The 22,843-nt window shown below is 73.6% G+C and carries 20 protein-coding genes and 1 pseudogene; 10 read left to right on the forward strand and 11 right to left on the reverse strand.

Translation table 11 applies throughout. From position 1 onward, the window contains the following. The first annotated feature begins 83 nt into the window (after window positions 1–83). Entirely contained in the window at window positions 84–2,489 is a 2,406-nt protein-coding gene (locus tag ACFYYN_RS34320; RefSeq protein WP_500548824.1) for a DEAD/DEAH box helicase, read from the forward strand. Window positions 2,490–2,524: 35 nt separating this feature from the next. Here ACFYYN_RS34320 and ACFYYN_RS34325 read toward each other — a convergent pair. The 7 genes and pseudogenes from ACFYYN_RS34325 to ssd all read right to left on the reverse strand — a co-directional run. Beyond that, a pseudogene (locus ACFYYN_RS34325) lies at window positions 2,525–2,809 on the reverse strand (Rv3654c family TadE-like protein); the annotation flags it as partial. After that, window positions 2,806–3,153 carry a TadE family type IV pilus minor pilin gene (locus tag ACFYYN_RS34330; RefSeq protein WP_500548825.1) on the reverse strand — a complete coding sequence of 116 codons (348 nt, stop codon included), beginning with the start codon at window positions 3,151–3,153 and terminating at the stop codon, window positions 2,806–2,808. The pseudogene ACFYYN_RS34325 and the gene ACFYYN_RS34330, both read right to left, overlap by 4 nt. Further along, window positions 3,140–3,328: a DUF4244 domain-containing protein gene (locus ACFYYN_RS34335; RefSeq protein ID WP_499513071.1), complete on the reverse strand. Its 189-nt coding sequence runs from the start codon at window positions 3,326–3,328 to the stop codon at window positions 3,140–3,142. The genes ACFYYN_RS34330 and ACFYYN_RS34335 overlap by 14 nt, the downstream gene beginning before the upstream one ends. A gap of 20 nt (window positions 3,329–3,348) precedes the next feature. After that, on the reverse strand, window positions 3,349–4,125 hold the full coding sequence (locus ACFYYN_RS34340) for a type II secretion system F family protein (RefSeq protein ID WP_500548826.1): 777 nt from the start codon (window positions 4,123–4,125) through the stop codon (window positions 3,349–3,351). Further along, complete coding sequence (locus ACFYYN_RS34345) at window positions 4,122–5,030, reverse strand: type II secretion system F family protein (RefSeq protein WP_500548827.1); 909 nt, start codon at window positions 5,028–5,030, stop codon at window positions 4,122–4,124. Before ACFYYN_RS34345 ends, ACFYYN_RS34340 begins: the two co-directional genes overlap by 4 nt. After that, window positions 5,027–6,181 (reverse strand): TadA family conjugal transfer-associated ATPase, encoded by a 1,155-nt coding sequence (locus ACFYYN_RS34350; protein WP_500331994.1) that lies wholly within the window; start codon window positions 6,179–6,181, stop codon window positions 5,027–5,029. The genes ACFYYN_RS34345 and ACFYYN_RS34350 overlap by 4 nt, the downstream gene beginning before the upstream one ends. After that, window positions 6,178–7,284, reverse strand: a complete 1,107-nt coding sequence (gene ssd / locus ACFYYN_RS34355) for a septum site-determining protein Ssd (protein WP_500548828.1) — start codon at window positions 7,282–7,284, stop codon at window positions 6,178–6,180. Before ssd ends, ACFYYN_RS34350 begins: the two co-directional genes overlap by 4 nt. A gap of 542 nt (window positions 7,285–7,826) precedes the next feature. Between ssd and ACFYYN_RS34360 the strand changes: the two genes are divergently transcribed. Next, a complete protein-coding gene (locus tag ACFYYN_RS34360) occupies window positions 7,827–8,657 on the forward strand; it encodes an HAD family hydrolase (protein ID WP_500331996.1) in 831 nt (276 codons plus the stop codon). Between the two features lie 407 nt (window positions 8,658–9,064). On the opposite strand, the gene ACFYYN_RS34365 is transcribed toward ACFYYN_RS34360, so the two are convergent. Then, window positions 9,065–9,895, reverse strand: a complete 831-nt coding sequence (locus ACFYYN_RS34365) for a Fic family protein (protein ID WP_500548829.1) — start codon at window positions 9,893–9,895, stop codon at window positions 9,065–9,067. A gap of 179 nt (window positions 9,896–10,074) precedes the next feature. On the opposite strand from ACFYYN_RS34365, the gene ACFYYN_RS34370 reads away from it, so the two are divergent. The 7 genes from ACFYYN_RS34370 (at window position 10,075) to ACFYYN_RS34400 (ending at window position 19,096) form a co-directional block, all read left to right on the forward strand. Continuing rightward, a complete protein-coding gene (locus ACFYYN_RS34370; protein WP_500548830.1) occupies window positions 10,075–11,055 on the forward strand; it encodes an ATP-binding protein in 981 nt (326 codons plus the stop codon). 197 nt (window positions 11,056–11,252) lie between these two features. Then, entirely contained in the window at window positions 11,253–13,547 is a 2,295-nt protein-coding gene (locus tag ACFYYN_RS34375; RefSeq protein WP_500548831.1) for a SulP family inorganic anion transporter, read from the forward strand. Window positions 13,548–13,696: 149 nt separating this feature from the next. Next, window positions 13,697–15,700, forward strand: a complete 2,004-nt coding sequence (gene acs / locus ACFYYN_RS34380; protein WP_500548832.1) for an acetate--CoA ligase — start codon at window positions 13,697–13,699, stop codon at window positions 15,698–15,700. Between the two features lie 208 nt (window positions 15,701–15,908). After that, window positions 15,909–17,348 (forward strand): Na+/H+ antiporter NhaA, encoded by a 1,440-nt coding sequence (gene nhaA, locus ACFYYN_RS34385; protein ID WP_500548833.1) that lies wholly within the window; start codon window positions 15,909–15,911, stop codon window positions 17,346–17,348. Window positions 17,349–17,400: 52 nt separating this feature from the next. Continuing rightward, complete coding sequence (locus ACFYYN_RS34390; protein WP_500332002.1) at window positions 17,401–17,883, forward strand: phage holin family protein; 483 nt, start codon at window positions 17,401–17,403, stop codon at window positions 17,881–17,883. Window positions 17,884–17,895: 12 nt separating this feature from the next. Further along, window positions 17,896–18,819 carry an alpha/beta fold hydrolase gene (locus ACFYYN_RS34395; protein WP_499513059.1) on the forward strand — a complete coding sequence of 308 codons (924 nt, stop codon included), beginning with the start codon at window positions 17,896–17,898 and terminating at the stop codon, window positions 18,817–18,819. A gap of 94 nt (window positions 18,820–18,913) precedes the next feature. Then, window positions 18,914–19,096, forward strand: a complete 183-nt coding sequence (locus ACFYYN_RS34400; RefSeq protein WP_499513058.1) for a hypothetical protein — start codon at window positions 18,914–18,916, stop codon at window positions 19,094–19,096. A gap of 41 nt (window positions 19,097–19,137) precedes the next feature. Here the strand turns inward: ACFYYN_RS34400 and ACFYYN_RS34405 are convergent, their stop codons facing one another. From ACFYYN_RS34405 to nth, 3 genes are read right to left on the reverse strand one after another with little or no spacing between them, the layout of a single operon-like run. After that, the gene (locus tag ACFYYN_RS34405) at window positions 19,138–20,340 is read right to left on the reverse strand and encodes a MarP family serine protease (RefSeq protein WP_500332003.1); all 1,203 of its coding nucleotides are present in this window, start codon (window positions 20,338–20,340) and stop codon (window positions 19,138–19,140) included. Between the two features lie 22 nt (window positions 20,341–20,362). After that, complete coding sequence (locus ACFYYN_RS34410; RefSeq protein WP_500548834.1) at window positions 20,363–21,043, reverse strand: NUDIX hydrolase; 681 nt, start codon at window positions 21,041–21,043, stop codon at window positions 20,363–20,365. Then, complete coding sequence (gene nth / locus ACFYYN_RS34415) at window positions 21,040–21,861, reverse strand: endonuclease III (RefSeq protein WP_500367727.1); 822 nt, start codon at window positions 21,859–21,861, stop codon at window positions 21,040–21,042. The genes ACFYYN_RS34410 and nth overlap by 4 nt, the downstream gene beginning before the upstream one ends. Before the next feature lie 254 nt (window positions 21,862–22,115). Here nth and ACFYYN_RS34420 point away from each other — a divergent pair, with 254 nt between their 5' ends. Then, complete coding sequence (locus ACFYYN_RS34420; protein WP_431950174.1) at window positions 22,116–22,790, forward strand: Crp/Fnr family transcriptional regulator; 675 nt, start codon at window positions 22,116–22,118, stop codon at window positions 22,788–22,790. The last annotated feature ends 53 nt before the right edge of the window (window positions 22,791–22,843 follow it).

Here is a 22,843-nt window from a genome sequence, read left to right on the forward strand (position 1 = left end):
CGATGGCATTCAATCACTTACCAGCGGGCATGCACGACGCCTTACGGCGATTGTCCGTCATGCCAGTGACACACTGAGTGCCGATGGCTCAGGATCATCTTCCGCAGTCGGCGCACGGCCGCACCTCCCCCGTCGCCCTCCTGGAGCGGCTTGCCACGGGGGCGGGCAGGGCCGCGCGCATCACCCATACGGAGCACTTGCCCCCACGGGCGGGTCGCCATGCCGATTGGCCTGATCAGATCCGCCCGGAGGTGATCGACGCGGTCCGCGCGTCCGGCATCGAGCGGCCGTGGGAGCACCAGGCACAGGTGGCCGCCCACGCCCTCGCCGGCACCTCCGCGGTGGTCGCCACGGGGACGGCCTCCGGCAAGTCCCTGGCGTACCTCGTGCCGGTCCTCAGCGCCCTCGTGGAGGGCTCCGAGGCGCCGAACGGCCGGGGCGCCACCGCGCTCTACCTGGCGCCCACCAAGGCCCTGGCGGCCGACCAGCGGCGTGCCGTGGCCGAACTCGCCGCCCCGCTGGGCAAGGCGGTGCGCGCGGCGGTCTACGACGGCGACACGCCGTTCGAGGAGCGCGAGTGGGTCCGCCAGTACGCGACCTACGTGCTCACCAACCCCGACATGCTCCATCTGGGTGTCCTCCCGGGCCATTCCCGGTGGTCCTCCTTCCTCCGGCAGCTGCGCTACGTCGTGATCGACGAGTGCCACACCTACCGGGGCGTCTTCGGCTCGCACGTCGCCCAGGTCATACGCAGGCTGCGGCGTGTCTGCGCCCGCTACGGGGCGGATCCCGTCTTCCTCCTCGCCTCCGCGACCGCCGCCGACCCCGGCGCCACGGCCACCCGGCTGACGGGCGTGCCCGTCACCGAGGTCACCGAGGACGCCTCACCACGCGGCGAGGTCGCCTTCGCCCTGTGGGAGCCCCCGCTCACCGAGCTCAGCGGGGAGCACGGCGCCCCGGTGCGCCGCACGGCCACCGCCGAGGCCGCCGACCTGCTGACGGACCTGGTGCTCGACGGCACCCGCACGGTCGCCTTCGTGCGCTCCCGGCGGGCCGCCGAGCTGATCGCCGTCATCGCCCAGGAACGCCTCGCCGAGATCGACCGCCGGCTGACCCGCCGGGTCGCCGCCTACCGGGGCGGTTACCTGCCCCAGGAGCGCCGGGCCATCGAACGGGACCTGCACACCGGGCGGCTCCTCGGACTGGCCTCCACGACGGCCCTGGAGCTGGGTGTGGACGTCTCCGGGCTCGACGCCGTGCTCCTGGCCGGGTACCCGGGCACGAGGGCCTCCCTGTGGCAGCAGGCAGGTCGTGCGGGACGCTCGGGCCAGGGGGCGCTGGCGGTGCTGATCGCCCGCGACGACCCGCTGGACACCTACCTCGTGCACCACCCGGACGCGCTCTTCCGCCGCCCGGTCGAGTCGACCGTGCTGGACCCGGACAACCCCTACGTCCTCGCCCCGCACCTCTGCGCCGCCGCGGCAGAGCTGCCGCTGGGCGAGGAGGACCTGGAGCTCTTCGGGCCCGAGACCGCCGCGCTGCTGCCCCAGCTGGAGCGCCGCGGACTGCTGCGGCGCCGCACCGGCGGCTGGTACTGGACGCGGCGGGAGCGGGCCGCCGACCTCACCGACATCCGCGGCGAGGGCGGCAAGCCCGTCCAGGTCGTCGAGGCGGGGACCGGGCGCCTGCTCGGCACCGTCGACGCGGGCGCCGCGCACACCACCGTCCACGAGGGCGCGGTCCACCTGCACCAGGGCCGCACCTATCTCGTCCGGCACCTGGACCTGGAGGACTCCGTCGCGCTGGTGGAGCACGCCGACCCGCCGTACTCGACGATGGCCCGCGACACCACGGCGATCTCCGTCCTCGACGAGGACCTGGTGGAGGAGTGGGGCGAGGCCCGCCTCCACTTCGGCTCCGTCGAGGTCACCCATCAGGTCGTCTCCTTCCTCCGTCGACGGCTGATCACCAACGAGGTGCTGGGCGAGACCAAGCTGGACCTGCCGCCCCGCACCCTGCGCACCCGTGCCGTGTGGTGGACGGTCACCGACGATCAGCTCGACGCGGCGGATATCCACCCCGAGGAGCTGCCCGGCGCCCTCCACGCCGCCGAGCACGCCTCCATCGGCCTCCTCCCGCTCTTCGCCACCTGCGACCGCTGGGACATCGGCGGGGTCTCCGTGCCGCTCCACCAGGACACCGGACTGCCGACCGTCTTCGTGTACGACGGCCATCCCGGTGGCGCCGGCTTCGCGGAGCGGGCCTTCCGCACCGCCCGCAGCTGGCTCACCGCCACCCGCGAGGCGATCGCCTCCTGCGAGTGCGAGTTCGGCTGCCCCTCCTGCGTACAGTCGCCCAAGTGCGGCAACGGCAACGACCCGCTGGACAAGCAGGCCGCGGTACGCCTGCTCGACGTGCTCCTCGCGACGGAGGGCCCGTCGGAGCCCGTCCCCGCCGTACCCGCGCCCGCCCCGGATCCGGAGTCCTGAGGCCCGGCCCGGGAGCGGACCCGGGCGGGCCCGACCGCGGCCGTGACGTCGGCGATCTCACCGCTGACGGCACAGCGGACCAGCCGGGCGTGCTGGGCGGCCGCCACCCGTCCGGCCACGGCGCAGGCTTCCGCGCCGCCGCGCAGGGCGTGGTCCGCGGCGGCGAGCGCCGCGAGGTCCGCGGCGGCCCCCGCGCGGTGCCGTGCCGCGACGGCGGCGCCGAAGGCCAGCACGGCGCAGGCGGCCAGCGCCAGCAGCGCTCCCAGGAGGGCCGTCCAGACCGTCGCGGAGCCCCGGTCGCTCGCTCGCCGGCGGCTCACGGCCCCTCCCCCGTTCCCTCCACGGCGGCGACCGCCTCACCGTGGAGGGTGAGAGACAGGGAGCGGGCCTCGACCGTGACCCGGACCAGGTCTCCGCCCCGGCGGACCGAGACGGCGGCCCCGGCGGGAGCCGCCGTGCGGGCCGCCCGCAGCACCGCGCCGTCCGGCTCCTCGCGGGCCGCCGCACGGGCTCCGGCACGTGCGGCGTCGACGCAGCGGATCTGCGCGGCCGCCGCGGCCAGCCCCCACAGCAGCAGCGCCGTGAGGAACACCAGCGACGGGACGACCACCGCCGCCTCCGCCGTGACATAGCCGGCGTCACGGCGGCGCTCAGAACGCCACATCGAGGGCCCGCTTGATGAGCCCGCTGAGCGCGGAGCTGACCGCGCCCGAGGTGACCACCTTGTAGAGCACGGCCGCGAAACCGCAGGCCGCCAGCGTGCCCACGGCGTACTCGGCCGTGGTCATCCCGCCCTCGCCGGTGCGGCACCGGCGGCTCAGCTTCCTCAGACAACGCATGACTCGCATGGGATCCCCCTTCAGATCGTCGTGCCGGCGAGGATCGCCCCCGCCAGCCCCATCACCACCGGCGCGACCCCCACGAGGAGGAAGGCCGGCAGGAAGCACAGCCCCAGCGGGGCGGTGATCAGCACTCCGGCCCGGCGGGCCCGCGCCGCCCCGAAACGGGCGTGCTCGGCGCGGCAGCCGGCGGCGAGCCGCGCGATCTCCTCGACCGGCGGCACTCCCGTCGTGGTGGCACGTTCCATGCACCGGGCGAGCTCCCGGCAGCCGAGCCGGTCCAGCCGGCCCCAGCACTGCGCGGGGTCGCCGCCCAGGCGGAGCTCGGCAGCGGCACGGGCGAGCGCCTCACCGAGCGGCCCTCCCAGGGACGGCCCGACGGCCTCGGCCGCCTCGCGGGGCCCGGCTCCGGCCGTGACACAGGCGGCCATCAGATCCGCCGCCAGGGGCAGCTGCCGCGCGGCCCGGGCCTGGTCCGCGGGCCCGGCGGGCCGGGGCCGCCGCTGCCGTCGGCGCAGCGCGTACGCGGCGCCGAGACCGGCCGCCGCGCCGGGGACTCCACCGACCAGGGCGAACGCACCCAGGGCGACCCCGGCGACCGCCGCCCATTCCCGGGCGGAGGCCATGAACGGCCATCTGCGGCCGCGCCGGGCCGGCGGTGCCGCGCCCAGGAGCAACCGCAGCCTGCGCCGCGCGGCGCGCTCCCTCCGGGTGGCGGCGAGGGCGCCCGCGACGCACAGGGCGGTGGCAGCGACGGCCACGACGATCCCCAGCCTGTGGACGGCGTCGCCGCTCATGACCCGCCCTCCGCGGTCCGGACGATGCGCGCGGTCCAGGCGAGCCCGGCCCACTCCAGGAGCCCGCCGGCGGCCAGGCAGCCCAGCCCCGCGGGTGTGCGCAGCAGGATGCCCAGCGGATCGGCACCCAGACCGGCGCCCAGGACCAGCCCGAAGACGGGCAGCAGGGCCAGCAGCGCGACGGTGGAGCGGGGTGCCGCCAGCTGGGCCCTCAGGTCCTCCCGCTGGTCGCGTTCGGCACGCAGGGCGGCCGCGATCCGGTCCAGGCCGTCGGCGAGCCCCGCGCCGCCGTCCACCGCCACCTGCCAGCAGGCGGCGACACCGGAGAGCCCCTCGGCGCCCTCCAGCCGGGCGGCCGACCGCAGCGCCGCGGGCACGTCACCGCCGAAACGGGCGGCCGCCAGCAACGGCAGCGCCGCGTCCGACAGTCCGGGGTGCTCCGGCCAGCCCTCGCGGCCCAGCGCACCGGCCAGCGCGGCGGGCGGTGCCAGTCCTGCCCGCAGATCGCCGGCGACCGCCGCGCACAGCGCGCCCACCGCCAGGGCCCGCCGTTCCGCTGCGGCGCGCCGCTCCCGCCCGCGCATCCACCGCCCGGCGAACGGCACCGCGGCCGCCCCGAGCAGGACCGGCAGCACCGACCCGGCGGCCAGTCCCGCGACCAACCCGCCCGGCAGGAACAGCACTTCGCGGCCGAGGCGCCAGCCGTACCGCACCCGGAACGGCTCCAGCAGCCCGCTGAGGCGGGTTTCGAGGCCGCCCGGCCCCAGGAGCCCACCGGCCACCCCGCGGGCCCCAGAGGCGCCACTGAGCAACGTCCTTGCCCTACGCAGGACTTCGTCCCCCGCACACGCCACCCAGGCGGCGGTGCCCGCGCACAGGGTGGCGAGGAGCACCGCGGCGCTCATGACCGCCCCCTTGCGCAGAGTGCGGCCAACCGGCCCCATCCCGGGCCGCGTTCACCACCGCACAGGGCCGGCACCGTGCCGACGATCCCGTCCGGCCCGCGCTCCAGGACGTGGATCTCGGCGACCCGGCGCTGCCCCGAACGGTCCCGCACCAGATGCACCACCACCGACAGGGCTGCCGCCAACTGGCTGTGCAGCGCGGCCCGGTCCAGGCCCGCCACGGCGCCCAGCGCCTCCAGCCGGGCGGGCACATCACCCGCGGCATTGGCGTGGACCGTCCCGCAGCCGCCCTCGTGGCCGGTGTTGAGGGCGCCCAGCAGATCCAGGACCTCGGGCCCGCGCACCTCGCCGACCACCAGCCGGTCCGGCCGCATGCGCAGCGCCTGCCGTACGAGGTCCCGCAGGGTGACCAGCCCGGCGCCCTCCTGGTTGGCGGGCCGGGTCTCCAGCCGGACGACGTGCGGATGGCGCGGCCGCAGCTCGGCGGAGTCCTCGGCGAGGACGATGCGCTCGCCCGGCGGGACGAGGCCGAGCAGGCAGCTCAGCAGCGTGGTCTTGCCGGAGCCCGTGCCGCCGGAGACCAGGTACGACAGGCGGGCGTCCAGCACCGCCCGCAGGAGGGCGGCCGTGCCGCCATCCATGCTGCCCGCGGCCACCAGTTCGTCCAGGGCGAAGGCCCGGGTGCGGACGACCCGCAGGGACAGGCACGGGGCGCCGACCACCACCGGTGGCAGCACCGCGTGCAGCCGGGTGCCGTCCGGCAGCCGGGCGTCGACCCAGGGCCGGGCGTCGTCCAGCCGCCGTCCGGCCGCGGAGGCGAGCCGCTGGGCGAGCCTGCGCACGGCCGCCGCGTCCGCGAACCGCACTTCGGTGCGCTCCAGTCCGGCGCCCCGGTCGGCCCATACCTCGTCCGGCCCGTTCACCAGCACATCGGTGACGTCCGGTTCGGCGAGCAGCCCCTCCAGGGGCCCGGCGCCGACCATCTCCGAGCGCAGGGCGGCCACCACGTCGAGCACTTCGGTGTCGCCCAGCAGCCGGCCTTGTGCCCGCAGCGCGGCGGCCACGCCGGCCGGCGTGGGCTCGTCACCGGAGGCGGCCAGCCGCAGCCGTACGGCGTCGAGCAGGGCGGGCGTCATGACGTCGGCGCTCATGCGGCCACGCTCCCGCCGGGCAGCGCCGCCGTGAGGAAGGCCGAGCAGAACCCGGCCAGTGGGCCCCGGCCGCTGCCGCCCGGTGCCTCGCCGCCGTCCAGGGCGGCGGGCAGGCCGGGCTCCGTCGGCAGCTCACCGGCGAGCGGGAGCCCGACCAGTTCGGCGAGCGCCTCGTCGGTGAGCCCCGAGCCGAAGGGGCCGCGGGCGACCACACGCAGGTCCCGCAGCACCATGGCCATCCGGGACGCGACCCGGCCGGCGGCCGCGACCGCGCGCAGCTCGGCGGGGACGACCAGCAGCCCGACGTCGATCTGGGCGAGCGCCTCGGCCACCGCCTCGTCCATGCGGCGCGGCAGGTCGACGACGACCACCCCGCCGCGCCGCCGGGCGGCGCCCATCACCGACCGCATGGCCTGCGGCGGGATGACGACGGTGTCGCCACGGTCCCAGCTGAGGACGCTCAGGGCGTGCGTGCGGGGCAGCGACTCCTCCAGCGCCCCGCTGTTGACCCGGCCCCGCGACTCGGCGAGGTCGGGCCAGCGCAGCCCGCCCACCCGTTCGGCCCCGAGCAGTACGTCCAGCCCGCCGCCGAGCGGATCGGCGTCGACGAGCAGCGTGCGGCGCCCGGAGCGGGCGGCCGTGACGGCCATCGCGCAGGCCAGGGTGCTGGCCCCCGCGCCGCCGCGGCCGCCCACGACGCCGATCGTCAGGGCCGGGTCGACGGCGCCCTCCGCCACGTCGGCGATCCGGTCGACCAGCCAGGTCTCGGCGTCGGGCAGGAAGGCGACGTGCTCGGCGCCGACCTCCACGGCGCGGCGCCACACGTCCGGATCGTCCAGATCCCGTCCGACCAGGAGCACGCCCCGGCGGCGGCGTGCCGTGCCGGGTACGCGGCGGGTGTCCGCGGCGCCGACCAGTACCAGCGGCGCCCCCTCCCAGCTGCCGGGCGCCGGCGGGACCCCGAAGGCGACCTCCGGTTCCGCACCCGCCGCGGCGCACAGGCGCAGCAGGTCGTCCAGCAGGGCCGCGTCCTCGGTGACGATGAGCGGGCCGCCGCCCGGATCGTCCTTTCCGCGCGGCCATGCGGATGCCCGCCCGGGCATCCGCCCGTCACGCGCTCCTTTTGTTTCACCGTTGAATGATTCGGCCACCTCGGCGTCCCCCTCGCTCGCTCCGGCCCGTCCCGTCGGTATCGGGCACATGCACCGCACACATCTCCGGCGCGGCATTTGCCGCCAGAGTCTCGCGAGTCGCCGAAACTTGATGATCTTGGTGGTAATCCGTGGATAACCAGGCCGTTGTGGATATCTCCACCACCCGCGCGAGTGGCTTCCCCTGAGCAGCACAACGAATGTGATCCGTCACTCAACGTAACCAAGCGAAGAAAAAGACCGGCCCCCCGCGGAAGCCGCGGGGGGCCGATCACATGCCGGGCGCGTCCGGACTCATGGCCTGAATATGCCCCCGGACATGCGACGACCCCCGCCGGGGGGGAGAGCGGGGGTCGTCCCCACGGTCCGACTCGGGGGGGGAGGAGCCAGACCGGGTTAGCACGGTCGCGAACGATCCGTGACTTCCATGGTGTACCCGAAGGCCTTCTCAGGCAAACCCACGCGCAGGAGCTTACGCCGAATGGTGGGTCCCTATGCTCATCCTCGTGGAAAACCACCTGCCGGCGCGCACCGCCGCGTTCTTCGATCTCGACAAGACGGTGATCGCCAAGTCGAGCACCTTGGCGTTCAGCAGGCCGTTCTACCAAGGCGGCCTCATCAACCGCCGCGCCGTGCTGCGGACCGCGTACGCCCAGTTCGTGTATCTGCTCGGCGGCGCCGACCACGACCAGATGGAGGGGATGCGAAAGTACCTCTCCGACATGTGCCGTGGCTGGAATGTGCAGCAGGTGCGGGAGATCGTGGCCGAGACCCTCCACGACCTGATCGACCCGATCATCTACGACGAGGCCGCCTCCCTCATCGAGGAGCACCACCTGGCCGGCCGCGACGTCGTCATCGTCAGCGCCTCGGGCGCCGAGGTCGTGGAGCCCATCGGCGAGATGCTCGGCGCCGACCACGTCATCGCCACCCGGATGGCGGTCAAGGACGGCTGCTACACCGGCCGGATCGAGCACTACGTCTACGGGCCGGCCAAGGCGCGGGCCATCACCGAGCTCGCCGCCGTCGAGGGCTACGACCTCAAGCGCTCCTTCGCCTACAGCGACTCGGTGACCGACGTCCCGATGCTCGAATCGGTCGGCCACCCGTACGCGGTCAACCCCGACCGCGGGCTGCGCCGGGAGGCGGCGTCACGCGAATGGCCGGTGCTCACCTTCAGCCGTCCGGTCCGGCTGCACCAGCGCGTGCCCGCGCTGACGATGCCCTCGGGGCCCGTCCTCGCACTGGCCGCGGTCGGTGCGGCCGCCGCCACGGCGGGACTCGTCTGGTACGCGGCCCGCCGGCGCAGGCCCGCACTGTCCTGATACGCACCCGTGCGCGCCCTTCGGGGAGATCCTGCTGATCAGACCCCGTATGCAAAGAACTGCGGCGAGGGGTTCCAGTTCTCCCGAAGGTGCAGTAGAAAGGTTGTACGGCCCGCGTGACCACGGACTTCCGCGAGGAACCCCGTCGAATCAGGCCCCACGGACCGAGCATGACAGCTGGGAACCCACGCGACGCAGACCCGCTGACCGGGCCGGCCGCACCAGGTGACGGGCAAAGCTCCCGACCTGATGGGCAAACATCGTGCACGCCTGGTAACTCGACGGTCATGCCAGCGGCGGCACCCACGCGGTGCCGCCGCAACCTTGTGCGCGTGACCTCGTGCGCGTGGACCTCGTGCGCGTGGACCTCGTGCGCGTGGACCTCGTGGCCCGCGCCCCGGGGGTCCCTACGCGGCGCCGCGCTGCAGGGCCTCGCAGACCGCCACGCTCTCCCGTACGCCCAGGCCCACGGCCTTCCCGCAGTGCGAGATCCAGGCCGCCATGCCCTCGGGCGTGCCGGAGACGTAGCCCCGCAGCGCCTTCAGGTACTCCGCGCGCCCGAGTTCGGCGTGCCCGACCTCGGCCGGGCAGATGGACTTGGGGTCCAGACCGCTCCCGACGAGGACGACGCGCTGCGCGGCCCTCGCCACGATGCCGTTGTACGAGCCGAACGGCCGCAGGCACAGCAGCTCGCCGTGCACGACCGCGGCGACGACCAGCGCCGGCGCCTCGCTGCCGGACAGCAGGAGGTCGGCGAGTCCGTCGAGCCGCGCGACGACCTCCGCGGGTTCGGGCAGCGGGAACTCGGCGACGTCCAGGAGCGGCTCCTCGACCTTCTCGCCGGTCTGCCGCGGCCGGCCGACCGTCTCGTCCGGTGAGGTGCCACCGGCCGCCACCAGGTGCAGCCTTGCCAGCGCCTGCAGCGGCGACTGCCGCCAGACGGAGAGCAACTGGCCGGACTCGGCGGTGAGCCGCAGCGCGGCGCCCACCGCGCGCGACTCGTCGTCGGAGGAGAAGTCGCTGCGCCTGCGCACCTCTTCCAGCGCCCAGTCGGCACCGGCGAGCGCCGCGGAACCGCGGGCGCCGCGCAGCGCCGCCTCCGAGGACACCTCGTCGGAGCGGCGGCGCATCACCCGGTGGCCGTAGACCTGGTCCACGGCCTTCCGTACGGAGTCCACCGACTCCGCGACACCAGGGAGCGAACCGAGGACGGCGAGCGGATCAGCTGTCGTACCCATAGCCACGACCCTACGCACCCCCGGCGTCGCCCCGGTGGGCGAGTGGGCATCGTCACGCGGACCGGCACCCCCGCGCCGTGCCGGACGGAGGGGCCGGACGGGACCCGGATCTCCACCGACGGGTGAACTCCGGCCGCGGAAGCCGCAGCACACGTGCCCCGTCACTACGCTTAACGAACATGAAGATCGCTTTCGTCGGAAAGGGCGGCAGCGGCAAGACCACGCTGTCCTCCCTCTTCATCCGCCACCTGGCCGCCGCCCGCGTCCCCGTCGTCGCCGTCGACGCCGACATCAACCAGCACCTCGGGCCGGCGCTCGGCCTCGACGAGGAGGAGGCCGCCGCCCTCCCGGCGATGGGCGCCCACCTCCCGGAGATCAAGGAGTACCTGCGCGGCGCCAACCCGCGGATCGCGTCCGCGGAGACGATGATCAAGACCACACCGCCCGGCGAGGGCTCCCGCCTGCTGCGGATCGGCGAGGACAACCCGGTCTACGCCGCCTGCGCCCGGCCCGTCGCCCTCGACGGCGGCGAGGCGCGGCTGATGGTCACCGGCCCCTTCGCCGAGTCCGACCTGGGGGTGGCCTGCTACCACTCGAAGGTCGGGGCCGTGGAGCTGTTCCTCAACCATCTGGTCGACGGTCGCGGCGAGTACGTCGTCGTCGACATGACGGCAGGCAGCGACTCCTTCGCCTCCGGCATGTTCACCCGCTTCGATATGACCTTCCTGGTCGCCGAGCCCACCCGGAAGGGCGTGGCGGTCTACCGCCAGTACAAGGAGTACGCCCGGGACTTCGGGGTCGCCCTGCACGTCGTCGGCAACAAGGTGCAGGGCCCGGACGACGTGGACTTCCTGCGCTCGCAGGTGGGAGACGACCTGCTGGTCACCGTCCGGCACTCGGACTGGGTCCGCGCCATGGAGAAGGGCCGCCCGCCGCGCTTCGCGGCACTGGAGGAGTCCAACCGCGCCGCGCTGCGGTCGATGCACGACGCCGCGGACGCCACGTACGAGCGGCGGGACTGGGAGCGCTACACCCGCCAGATGGTCCACTTCCACCTCAAGAACGCGGAGAGCTGGGGCAACGCGCGGACCGGCGCGGACCTCGCCTCCCAGGTCGATCCGGGCTTCGTCCTGGGCGAACGGTTCACCCTCACCGGGTAATCGTTCGCCCGTTCGGGCGAATCCTCCTCCACGGACCCTTTGTCTGCATTACTCTCCATTTACCGACTCTTGAGAGTAATCAAGCAATCACATTCTGTGACTTTCGAGGTCGAGAGCACCCGCCGCACCAGCCGTGACCACGACCGCGTACGCGCACCAGCCGGACGCAGCCGCGCCGCCCCGGAGGAGACGGGAACATGCAGCCCACGCCAGAACCACAGATGCAGCAGTCGCAGGTCCCGCCGCAGGACCTGCCGCCGCCACCGCCCCGCGCCGACGACGGGACCGCCGCCTGGCGGCACGATCTGTCGGCCTCGATCACCGTCTTCCTGATCGCCGTCCCGCTGTCGCTGGGCATCGCCCTGGCGACCGGCGCCCCCCTGCAGTCGGGGCTGATCGCCGCCGCGGTCGGCGGCATCGTCGCCGGACTGATGGGCGGTGCGCCGCTCCAGGTCAGCGGGGCCGCCACCAGCCTGGTGGTGGTCACCGCCGAGCTCGTCCAGCGCTACGGCTGGCGCACCACGTGCGCCATCACGGTGCTGGCCGGGCTCGCCCAACTCGCCCTGGGCGCCCTGCGGGTGGCCCGGGCGGCACTCGCCGTCAGCCCGGCGATCGTGCACGGCATGCTGGCGGGCATCGGCGCCGCCATCGCCCTCGCCCAGCTCCATGTCGTGCTCGGCGCACGCCCGGACAGCTCGGCGCTCAGCAACCTGGCCGCCCTGCCGCAGCAGTTGTCGTCCCCGCATCCGGGGGCGCTGCTGATCGCGGCGGTGACGGTGACCGTGCTGGTCGGCTGGCCGCGCCTGCCCGGGCGGGCCGGCAAGGCGCTGCGCACGGTCCCCGCACCGCTCGCCGCCATCGCGGCGGCGACCGCCGTCGGCGTGCCCATCGTGGTGCCGCGGGTCGACCTGCCCGCCTGGCACACGGTGGCCCTCCCCGGGCTGCCGCACGGGCCGGTGCTCGGCATCGCCGCCGCCGTCCTGACCGTCACCCTGGTCGCGAGCATGGAGTCGCTGCTGTCGGCGGTGGCGATCGACAAGCTGCGCTCCGGGCGCGGGGCGCCCGGGGACACCGTCCCGGCCCGCCTCAACCGGGAGCTGCTCGGGCAGGGCGCGTCCAACGTCGTCTCGGGCCTGGTCGGCGGGCTGCCCGTGGCCGGCGGCGCCATCCGCGGCTCGGCGAACGTGGCCGCGGGCGCGCGGACGCGCCGGGCCACGGCGCTGCACGGGGTGTGGGTGCTGCTGTGCGCCGGCCTGCTGGCCGGGCTGCTGGAGCACATCCCGCTCGCAGCCCTCGCCGCCCTGGTCATGGTGGTCGGGCTGAAGATGCTGAGCTTCGCGCACATCAAGCACGTGCAGCGGCACCGGGAGTTCCCGGTCTACGCGGCGACGCTCGGCGCGGTGCTGCTGCTCGGCGTGCTGGAGGGGGTCCTGACCGGCATCGCCGTGGCCGTCTTCCTGTCGCTGCGCCGGCTGACGCACACCCGGATCACGGTGGCGGAGGAGTCCGGCGTCCACCAGGTCCACGTACGCGGGCAGTTGACCTTCCTCGCGGTGCCCCGGCTGACCCGGGCGCTGGCGGAGGTGCCGGACGGCGCCAGCGCCGTGATCACCCTGGACGGCTCCTTCATGGACCACGCGGCGTACGAGTCGCTGCAGCACTGGTGCGAGGGTCACCGGGCGCGTGGCGGCTGGGCGACCCTCACGGGCCGGTCGGGCACCCCGATCACGGTCCCGTCGAGCGCGCACGCCTGCCGCCCCTGGACGCCGTGGCGCAACCACCACTGCACCAAACCGGATGCCGAGGCGGGTGCCGCCGGGCAGCTGGTGGGCGGGCTCAGCGCCTTCCAGCGCAACACGGCGCCGCTGGTCAGGGACGAGCTGGCGCGCCTCGCCCGCGAGGGGCAGCGGCCCACCCAGCTCTTCCTCACCTGCGCCGACTCCCGCCTGGTCACCAGCATGATCACCTCGAGCGGGCCCGGTGACCTGTTCACCGTGCGCAACGTGGGCAACCTGATGCCGCCGCCCGGCGCCGACGCCTCCTGCGACTCGGTGGGCGCCGCCATCGAGTACGCGGTGGAGGTGCTGGAGGTCGGCAGCATCACCGTGTGCGGGCACTCCGGGTGCGGCGCCATGCAGGCGCTGCTGGGCGGGGCGGGCCACGAGCCGGGGGCGCAGACCCCGCTGGCCCGCTGGCTCCGGCACGGCCGACCGAGCCTCGCCCGGATGGAGCGGACCGGCCGGCCCGGACGCGGCGAGGTCGCCCTCACCGACCGCCCGGTGGCCGACGACCTCGAGCGGCTCTGCCTCGTCAACGTCGTGCAGCAGCTGGACCACCTGATGGCGCATGCCTGCGTCGCCCGCAGGGTGGCCGAGGGATCGCTCCAGCTGCACGGCATGTACTTCCACGTCGCCGAGGCCCAGGCCTACGTCCTCGACGCCGGGACCGGCACGTTCGCCGCCGTACGGCCGGAGGTGCTCGACACCGTCTGAGCGGGCTGCCCGCACCGGGCGGCCCGCCCGTCCCGGCCCGCCGCGCACCTGCCGGCGGGCCGGACCCGTGTGCGGGTGCTCCACCATGACAGGTCTAAACCAATTTTTGACGCGAACCCTTGTCATCCCGCCCCTCCGGCTGGTGAGCTATGGCCTGGGACACAAAAGGACACCCTGCGAAGGAGCACGGCGTGAGCAACGAGAGCCTGGCCAACCTTTTGAAGGAGGAGCGCCGGTTCGCTCCGCCCGCTGAGCTGGCGGCCGGTGCCAATGTGACCGCGGAGGCCTACCAGCAGGCCGGTGACGACCGACTGGGCTTCTGGGCCACACAGGCCCGCCGGCTGACCTGGGCGAAGGAGCCGACCGAGACCCTGGACTGGTCCAACCCGCCGTTCGCGAAGTGGTTCGCCGACGGCACCCTGAACGTCGCCTACAACTGCGTCGACCGGCACGTCGAGGCCGGCAACGGCGACCGGGTGGCGCTCCATTTCGAGGGCGAGCCCGGTGACGGCCGGGCCATCACCTACGCCGAGCTCAAGGACGAGGTGAGCCGCGCCGCGAACGCCCTGACCGAGCTGGGCGTGACGGCCGGCGACCGGGTCGCGATCTACATGCCCATGATCCCCGAGACCGTCGTGGCGATGCTGGCCTGCGCCCGCGTCGGCGCCGCGCACTCGGTGGTCTTCGGCGGCTTCTCGGCCGACGCGCTCGCCGCCCGCATCGCCGACGCCGACGCCAAGCTGGTCATCACCGCCGACGGCGGCTACCGCCGCGGCAAGCCGTCCGCGCTGAAGCCCGCCGTGGACGACGCGGTCGCCCGCTCCGCCGGCGTGGGGAAGGTGCTCGTCGTGCGCCGCACCGGCCAGGAGGTGGCCTGGACCGAGGGCCGCGACGTGTGGTGGCACGAGATCGTCGAGCGGCAGTCCGCGGAGCACACCCCGGAGGCCTTCGAGGCCGAGCACCCGCTCTTCATCCTCTACACCTCCGGCACCACCGGTAAGCCCAAGGGCATCCTGCACACCTCGGGCGGCTACCTGACGCAGGCCGCCTACACCCACCACGCGGTCTTCGACCTGAAGCCGGAGACCGACGTCTACTGGTGCACCGCCGACGTCGGCTGGGTCACCGGCCACTCGTACATCGTCTACGGCCCGCTGGCCAACGGCGCCACCCAGGTGCTGTACGAGGGCACCCCGGACACCCCGCACCAGGGCCGCTTCTGGGAGATCGTCCAGAAGTACGGGGTCACCATCCTCTACACCGCCCCCACGGCGATCCGCACGTTCATGAAGTGGGGCGACGACATCCCCGCCAAGTTCGACCTGTCCTCGCTGCGCGTCCTGGGCAGCGTCGGCGAGCCGATCAACCCCGAGGCGTGGATCTGGTACCGCGAGCACATCGGCGGCGGCCGCTGCCCGATCGTGGACACCTGGTGGCAGACCGAGACCGGCGCCATGATGATCTCCCCGCTGCCCGGCGTGACGGAGACCAAGCCGGGCTCCGCGCAGCGTGCGCTGCCCGGCATCTCCGCCACCGTCGTGGACGACGAGGCCAACGAGGTGCCCAACGGCTCCGGCGGCTACCTCGTCCTCACCGAGCCGTGGCCGTCGATGCTCCGCACCATCTGGGGCGACGACCAGCGCTACCTCGACACCTACTGGTCCCGCTTCGAGGGCCGCTACTTCGCGGGCGACGGCGCCAAGAAGGACGAGGACGGCGACATCTGGCTCCTCGGCCGGGTGGACGACGTCATGCTCGTCTCGGGCCACAACATCTCCACCACCGAGGTCGAGTCGGCCCTCGTCTCGCACCCGAAGGTCGCCGAGGCGGCCGTGGTCGGCGCCGCCGACGCCACCACCGGCCAGGCCATCGTCGCCTTCGTGATCCTGCGCGGCAGCGCAGCGGCCGAGGACGGCGACGAGCTGATCGCCGGGCTTCGCGACCACGTCGCCAAGACGCTCGGCCCGATCGCCAAGCCGAAGCGGATCCTGACGGTGGCAGAGCTGCCGAAGACCCGCTCCGGCAAGATCATGCGGCGTCTGCTGCGCGACGTCGCCGAGAACCGGGAGCTGGGGGACGTCACCACCCTGACGGACTCCACGGTCATGGACCTCATCCAGACGAAACTCCCGAGCGCCGCGAGCGAGGACTGACGGGTCCCCGTCACCGCACCGAAGAGGCCCCTGCGGGGGCCTCTTCGCCGTTCCCCGGGGGGTCGGGGGCCCTGCGACGCCAGGCGATTGTCCGTAATGTGAAGAACGCCGGAGGCTCCGGCGCCGACCCGATAAGCTGCCGGGCGCGTAGGGAACGCGACAGTGGATCGGGGCGTGCCGGGAAGTCTGGTCGGCAAGGTGATCAGCCATGCCGAGCCCGACCGGAGGTCCACCCCCCGTGACCGCGACCAACCGCCGCCGTTCGGTCTTCCTGGGCCGGATGTCACTCCCCGAACGGAAGTACGTCGCCGACGCGCTGCGGACGGAGACCGTGGGCGGCGTGATCCTGCTGCTGGCCGCCGTCGTCGCGCTGGTCTGGGCGAACACCCCGCTGAGCGCCTCGTACCGGTCCACCGTCGCCTTCAGCTTCGGGCCCGGGGCGCTGCACCTGGACCTGTCGGTGGGGCACTGGGCCGCGGACGGGCTGCTGACGGTCTTCTTCTTCGTCGCCGGCATCGAACTCAAGCGGGAACTGGTCGCGGGCGAGCTGCGCCGTCCGTCGGCGGCGGCGCTCCCCGTCGTCGCCGCGATCTGCGGCATGGCCGTGCCCGCCGTCGTGTACGCGGTGGTCAACGCCACGGGTGGCGGCTCCCTGCAGGGCTGGGCGGTGCCGATGGCGACCGACATCGCGTTCGCCCTGGCGGTGCTGGCGGTGCTCGGCACCGCGCTGCCGTCCGCACTGCGCGCGTTCCTGCTGACGCTGGCGGTCGTGGACGACCTGTTCGCGATCCTGATCATCGCGGTCTTCTTCACCTCGGGCATCAACCTCGTCGCGCTGGCCCTGGCCCTCGCCGGGCTCGTGCTGTTCCGGGTGCTGCTGCGCTGCGAGGTGCACGGCTGGTACGTGTACGTGCCGCTCGCCCTCGTCAACTGGGCGCTGATGCACGCCAGCGGGGTGCACGCCACGATCGCGGGCGTCGCGATGGGCCTGATGCTGCGCTGCCACCGGCGCGAGGGCGAGGAGCAGTCCCCCGGAGAGCGGATCGAGCACCTCGTACGGCCGCTCTCGGCCGGGATCGCGGTGCCGCTCTTCGCGCTCTTCTCCGCCGGGGTGCCGATCGCCGGCGGCACGCTCGCGGAGGTGTTCGGCCGCCCCGAGACGCTGGGCGTGGTGCTGGGACTGGTCGTCGGCAAGGCGGTCGGGGTGTTCGGCGGCACATGGCTGGCGGCGCGCTTCACCCGCGCGGAGCTCAACCCCGACCTGGCGTGGGCCGACGTCCTGGCCGTCGCCACGCTCGCCGGGATCGGCTTCACGGTCTCCCTGCTCATCGGCGAGCTGGCCTTCGAGGGCGACCAGGTGCTGACCGAGGAGGTCAAGGCGGCCGTCCTGATCGGCTCGTTCACCTCGGCGGTGCTCGCCGCGGTGCTGCTCAAGCTCCGCAACGACAAGTACCGCCGCATCTGTGAGCACGAGGAGCGCGACGAGGACCGGGACGGCGTGCCGGACGTCTACGAGTGGGCGGACCCCGAGTTCCACCTGCGCATGGCCGCGATCCACGAGGCGAAGGCGGCCGAGCACCGCAGGCTCGCGGAAGTGGCGCGCTCCGGGGACACCGGCGAGGATGAGTCGGGCATGATCAGGGGGTAACCCGAATGCCCCGTATGACGACTGACGCACCATGACGACGACGGAGGACCCGATGAGCCCAGCGGACGAGCCCGTGAACGTGGGGGTGACCGTGAGCCCGAACGGAAGCCGCAGCCTCGGCCATCTCTTCGCCTCGGCGACGGCGGACCTGTCCGAACTGGTCCACGAGGAGATCGCCCTCGCCAAGGCCGAACTGCGGCTGGACGTGAAGCGCGCCGGCATCGGCGGCGGCGCGGTGGGCGCCGCCGGCATCCTGGCCCTCTTCTCGCTGCCGGTGCTCAGCTTCGCGGCGGCGTACGGCATCCACAACCTGGGGCTCGGCCTCGCCTGGTCGTTCCTCATCGTCGGCGCGGCGTACCTGGTGCTGGCCGGTCTGCTGGGCCTGATGGCGCGCTCGAAGTTCAAGAAGATCAAGAAGCCGGAGCGCAGCATCGCCTCGGCGAAGGAGACCGCGGCGGTGCTGCAGGGCGTCAAGCCGCACCCCCGGAGCGCCCCCTCCGGCACGACGGAGGCCACGGTGGAGGCCAAGGTGTGACACGCTCGGGGCATGACGGTCGCTGATAGTTCCCCGGTGGTGCGCATCGACGGGCCCTGGACCCACCGGGACGTCGCCGCGAACGGTGCCCGCTTCCACATCGCCGAGCTCGGCGACGGCCCCCTGGTGCTCCTGCTGCACGGTTTCCCGCAGTTCTGGTGGACCTGGCGGCACCAGCTGACCGCCCTGGCCGACGCGGGTTTCCGCGCGGTCGCGATGGACCTGCGCGGGGTGGGCGGCAGCGACCGCACACCGCGCGGCTACGACCCCGCGAACCTGGCGCTCGACGTCACCGGCGTGATCCGCTCGCTCGGCGAGCCGGACGCCGCGCTGGTCGGGCACGACCTCGGCGGTTACCTGGCCTGGACGGCGGCCGCGATGCGGCCCAAGCTCGTCCGGCGGCTCGCGGTGTGCTCCATGCCGCACCCGCGGCGCTGGCGCTCGGCGATGCTGACGGACCTGCGGCACAGCGCGGCCGGCGGCTACGTGTGGGGGTTCCAGCGCCCGTTCGTCCCGGAGCGGCAGCTGGTCGCGGACGACGCGGCGCTGGTGGGACGGCTGTTGCGGGACTGGTCGGGGCCCCGGCTGCCGGAGGACGGGACGGTCGACGCCTACCGCCGGGCGATGCTCATCCCGTCGACGGCGCACTGCTCGATCGAGCCGTACCGCTGGATGGTGCGCTCGCTGGCCCGGGTGGACGGCTTCCAGTTCAACCGCCGCATGAAGCGTCCGGTGCGGGTGCCCACGCTGCACCTGCACGGCTCGCTCGACCCGGCGATGCGGTCCCGGCACGCCGCGGGCAGCGGGGAGTACGTGGAGGCGCCGTACCGCTGGCGGCTCTTCGAAGGGCTGGGGCACTTCCCCCACGAGGAGGATCCGGCGGTTTTCTCGGCCGAACTGGTCAACTGGCTCAAGGACCCGGAACCGGACCGTTAATCCAGTATGACGATCGGCCAAATGCCGGGCGCATAGGCCAACTGATGGAGCGCCAGGCGGTTACCGACCATGGACCCCGGGCAGACAGCTCGGTATGGGCTGGACGCACGACTACCGTGACGTGTCACGCGACCGCCGCGCCAATGGAGCGCGGGTCACCACCGGGACGCAGGCCCCGGACCATCGGTCCGGAGGCTCCCGCCTCGGCATTCCCCACATCCTCAGGCGCCGCGCCCGCTGGGTGGGCGCCCGGCTGAGGCATACCCGCAGCGACTGACCGCCCGGCCCCTCGCCGACCGGCCCGCTCCCCCGGAGGCCCTACAGGGCACAGCCCTGGGTGTCGACCTGCCGGTTCGCCGTACGCCCGGCCTGGACGTCCGGCTGGACCTCGTCCGCCGTCAGGGCGTAGCCGGTGTCCGCGTCGTCGAGGGACTTGGCGAACACCACGCCGTAGACCCGCCCCTCGGGGGTGAGCAGCGGTCCGCCGGAGTTGCCCTGGCGGACGAGCGTGTACAGCGAGTAGACGTCGCGCTCGACGGTGCCCCGGTGGTAGATGTCCGGGCCCGAGGCGGGGATGCGGCCGCGTACCCGGGCGGCACGCACGTCGAAGCCGCCGTTCTCCGGGAAGCCGGCGACGATGGCGTCGTCGCGTGACCCAGCGTCGGTGGTGCTGAAGGACAACGCGGGCGCGTCCAGGGACGGTACGTCGATGACGGCGATGTCGCGCTGCCAGTCGTAGAGCACGACCTTGCCGTCGTGCACCCGGCCCTCGCCGCCGATCTGCACGGTCGGGTTGTCGACGCCGCCGACGACGTGGGCGTTGGTCATCACCCGGTGGGGCGCGAAGACGAAGCCGGTGCCCTCCAGCACCTTGCCGCAGCTCGGTGCGGTGCCGACGACCTTGACGATGCTGCGCCGCGCGCGGCCGACGACCGCGCTGTCGGCGAGCGCCGGGTCGGGGGCGGGGACGGCGGTGATCGGCTCGTTGCCGAACGGCGAGAAGACCTGCGGCAGTCCGTTCTGCGCGAGCACCGAACTGAAGTCGGCGAACCAGTTGTTGGCCTCGCGCGGCACGACCTGCGCCACCCCCAGCAGCACCCGGGAGGAGCGGACCTCACGGCCGAGGCTGGGCAGCGTGGTCGTGGTGGCGAGCGCGGAGCCGATGAGCCAGGCGACCAGCAGCATCGCCAGGACGTTCACCAGGGCGCCGCCGATGGCGTCGATCGCCCGCGCCGGGGACCAGCTGACGTGCGTACGGACCTTGTTGCCGAGGTGCGTGGTGAAGGCCTGGCCCACCGACGCGCACACGATGATCAGGACCACCGCGGCCACGACCGCCACCGTGCCGGGCTGCGCGTTGTCGGTGACCGCGTTCCAGATCGCGGGCAGCACGTAGACCGCGACGAGACCACCACCGAGGAACCCGACCACCGACATCACGCCGACGATGAATCCCTGGCGGTAGCCCACGATCGCGAACCACACGGCGGCCAGCAGCAGCACGATGTCCAGCACATTCACCTGGACACCGTCTCATGGAGGATCAACCCAGCGGGACCGTCTTCGCACGATCCCACGGTCGTTCCCAGCCCGCGTGGTGGAGGATCCGGTCGATCAGACCCGCCGTGAAACCCCACACCACGGCCTCCCGCACCAGGAACGCGGGCCCCTGGAAGCCGCTGGGATGCGTCACCATGGCCCGGTTGGCGGGATCGGTGAGATCCGCCACGGGGACGGTGAACACCCGTGCGGTCTCGGCCAGGTCAACCGCTCCCACCGGCGACGGCGTACGCCACCAGCCGAGGACCGGCGTCACGACGAAGTCGCTCACCGGGATGTAGAGCCGCGGGAGCACCCCGAAGACCTGCACCCCCGACGGGTCGAGGCCGGTCTCCTCCCAGGCCTCGCGCAGCGCGGCCCGCAGCGGCCCCTCGCCCTCCGGGTCGCCGTCCTCCGGGTCGAGCGCGCCGCCAGGGAAGGAGGGCTGCCCCGCGTGCGAGCGCAGGGAGGCCGCCCGCTCCATCAGGAGCAGCTCGGGCCCCTCGGCCCCCGCGCCGAGGAGGATGAGGACGGCGGAGGGACGGCCGCCGCTCGGCGGCGGCAGGAAGCGGCTGAGCTGCTCGGGCCGTACGCCGTCGACCGCGCGGACCACCGGGCCGAGCCAGGACGGCAGCCCCTCGCGGTCGACCGTGACGTCCTCGATGTCGGGTCGTGCCTGCGTCACTCCACCTCCAGCGGCGGCGCCGCCGTGCCCGGGAATCCCGGCGGCGGCTTGAGCCGCTGCCCCGGGCCACCGCCCATCTCGTACTTCAGCAGCTTCTTCGCCTTCTCCGGATCCGTCTCGCCCTCGCCGTACGACGGGCACAGCGGCGCGATCGGGCAGACGCCGCAAGCGGGGCGGCGGGCGTGGCACATCCGGCGGCCGTGGAAGATCAGACGGTGCGAGAGCATCGTCCACTCGCTCTTCGGGAAGATCGCCATGATGTCCTGCTCGATCTTCTCCGGCTCCTTCGCCCCGGTCCAGCCGAAACGGTGGACCAGCCGCTGGAAGTGGGTGTCCACGGTGAGGCCGGGGACGCCGAAGGCGTTGCCGAGCACCACGTTGGCCGTCTTGCGGCCCACGCCGGGCAGCGTGACCAGGTCCTCCAGCCGGCCGGGCACCTCGCCGCCGAAGGTGTCACGGAGCGCCGCCGACAGGCCGAGCAGCGCCCGCGCCTTGGCGCGGAAGAAGCCGGTGGGACGGAGGATCTGCTCCAGCTCCTCCGGGTCGGCGGCCGCCAGGTCCTCCGGCGTCGGGTACTTCGCGAAGAGCGCGGGGGTGGTCTGGTTGACCCTCAGGTCGGTCGTCTGGGCCGAGAGCACCGTGGCGACGAGCAACTGGAAGGGGTTCTCGAAGTCGAGCTCGGGGTGGGCGTACGGGTACACCTCGGCGAGCTCGCGGTTGATCCGCCGGGCCCTGCGGACCATCGCGAGCCGCGACTCGGGCTTGCCGGACGCCCGCGCGCGGCCGCCGGGGGTCGCCCGGGCGGGCTGTTCGCTCACAGCGGAATCCGCGGCGGCGGTCACCCTCCTGGCCCCGCCATCCTGCCGTTTCTTCTGCGCACTTGGCGTATCGGACACCCGGCCAGCCTAAGCCTCACCACCGACAATCGCCCTGGAGAGCCGCGATCCGGCCCCCAAACGGACCCCCGGAGCACAATCACACGAGCACATAAGACAGACTTGTGATTGATCGCACTGTTTTGCTGTCGGGCATGATGGGGACCGACCCAGCGATGTCGACAAGGAGAGAGCTCGTGGACGACGTTCTGCGGCGCGCACCGCTTTTCGCGGCGCTCGACGATGAGCAGGCCGCTGAACTGCGCGCCTCCATGACGGAGGTCACGCTCGCGCGTGGCGACTCGCTGTTCCACGAGGGGGAACCCGGGGACCGGCTGTACGTCGTCACCGAGGGCAAGGTGAAGCTGCACCGCACCTCGCCCGACGGCCGCGAGAACATGCTCGCCGTCGTCGGCCCCGGCGAGCTGATCGGTGAGCTGTCGCTCTTCGACCCCGGCCCGCGCACCGCCACCGCCACCGCGCTGACCGAGGTCAAGCTGCTCGGCCTCGGCCACGGCGACCTGCAGCCGTGGCTCAACGCCCGCCCCGAGGTCTCCACCGCGCTGCTGCGCGCCGTCGCCCGGCGCCTGCGCCGCACCAACGACGTCATGTCCGACCTGGTCTTCTCCGACGTCCCCGGCCGCGTCGCCAAGGCGCTGCTGGACCTGTCGCGCCGCTTCGGCGTGCAGTCCGAGGAGGGCATCCACGTCGTCCACGACCTCACGCAGGAGGAACTCGCGCAGCTGGTGGGCGCCTCCCGCGAGACCGTCAACAAGGCCCTCGCCGACTTCGCGGGCCGCGGCTGGCTGCGCCTGGAGGCGCGGGCGGTCATCCTGCTGGACGTCGAGCGGCTGGCGAAGCGCTCGCGCTGACGCCCATACGCGGACGAAGGGGCGCCCACCCGGAGGTGGGCGCCCCTTCTTGC

The sequence above is a fragment of the Streptomyces sp. NPDC001902 genome, assembly GCF_042891295.1.
Lineage (GTDB): Bacteria > Actinomycetota > Actinomycetes > Streptomycetales > Streptomycetaceae > Actinacidiphila.

Excerpts from the sequence above, each read along its gene's own strand:
- ACFYYN_RS34400 (WP_499513058.1), top strand. The coding sequence starts at position 18,914 with ATGGGCTGGACGCACGACTACCGTGACGTGTCACGCGACCGCCGCGCC.
- ACFYYN_RS34330 (WP_500548825.1), bottom strand. The coding sequence starts at position 3,153 with ATGTGGCGTTCTGAGCGCCGCCGTGACGCCGGCTATGTCACGGCGGAG.
- ssd (WP_500548828.1), bottom strand. The coding sequence starts at position 7,284 with ATGCCCGGGCGGGCATCCGCATGGCCGCGCGGAAAGGACGATCCGGGC.
- ACFYYN_RS34340 (WP_500548826.1), bottom strand. The coding sequence starts at position 4,125 with ATGAGCGGCGACGCCGTCCACAGGCTGGGGATCGTCGTGGCCGTCGCT.
- ACFYYN_RS34350 (WP_500331994.1), bottom strand. The coding sequence starts at position 6,181 with ATGAGCGCCGACGTCATGACGCCCGCCCTGCTCGACGCCGTACGGCTG.
- ACFYYN_RS34320 (WP_500548824.1), top strand. The coding sequence starts at position 84 with ATGGCTCAGGATCATCTTCCGCAGTCGGCGCACGGCCGCACCTCCCCC.
- ACFYYN_RS34390 (WP_500332002.1), top strand. The coding sequence starts at position 17,401 with ATGAGCCCAGCGGACGAGCCCGTGAACGTGGGGGTGACCGTGAGCCCG.
- ACFYYN_RS34365 (WP_500548829.1), bottom strand. The coding sequence starts at position 9,895 with ATGGGTACGACAGCTGATCCGCTCGCCGTCCTCGGTTCGCTCCCTGGT.
- ACFYYN_RS34345 (WP_500548827.1), bottom strand. The coding sequence starts at position 5,030 with ATGAGCGCCGCGGTGCTCCTCGCCACCCTGTGCGCGGGCACCGCCGCC.
- ACFYYN_RS34335 (WP_499513071.1), bottom strand. The coding sequence starts at position 3,328 with ATGCGTTGTCTGAGGAAGCTGAGCCGCCGGTGCCGCACCGGCGAGGGC.
- acs (WP_500548832.1), top strand. The coding sequence starts at position 13,697 with ATGGCCTGGGACACAAAAGGACACCCTGCGAAGGAGCACGGCGTGAGC.
- ACFYYN_RS34375 (WP_500548831.1), top strand. The coding sequence starts at position 11,253 with ATGCAGCCCACGCCAGAACCACAGATGCAGCAGTCGCAGGTCCCGCCG.
- ACFYYN_RS34370 (WP_500548830.1), top strand. The coding sequence starts at position 10,075 with ATGAAGATCGCTTTCGTCGGAAAGGGCGGCAGCGGCAAGACCACGCTG.
- nhaA (WP_500548833.1), top strand. The coding sequence starts at position 15,909 with ATGCCGAGCCCGACCGGAGGTCCACCCCCCGTGACCGCGACCAACCGC.
- ACFYYN_RS34395 (WP_499513059.1), top strand. The coding sequence starts at position 17,896 with ATGACGGTCGCTGATAGTTCCCCGGTGGTGCGCATCGACGGGCCCTGG.
- ACFYYN_RS34360 (WP_500331996.1), top strand. The coding sequence starts at position 7,827 with ATGCTCATCCTCGTGGAAAACCACCTGCCGGCGCGCACCGCCGCGTTC.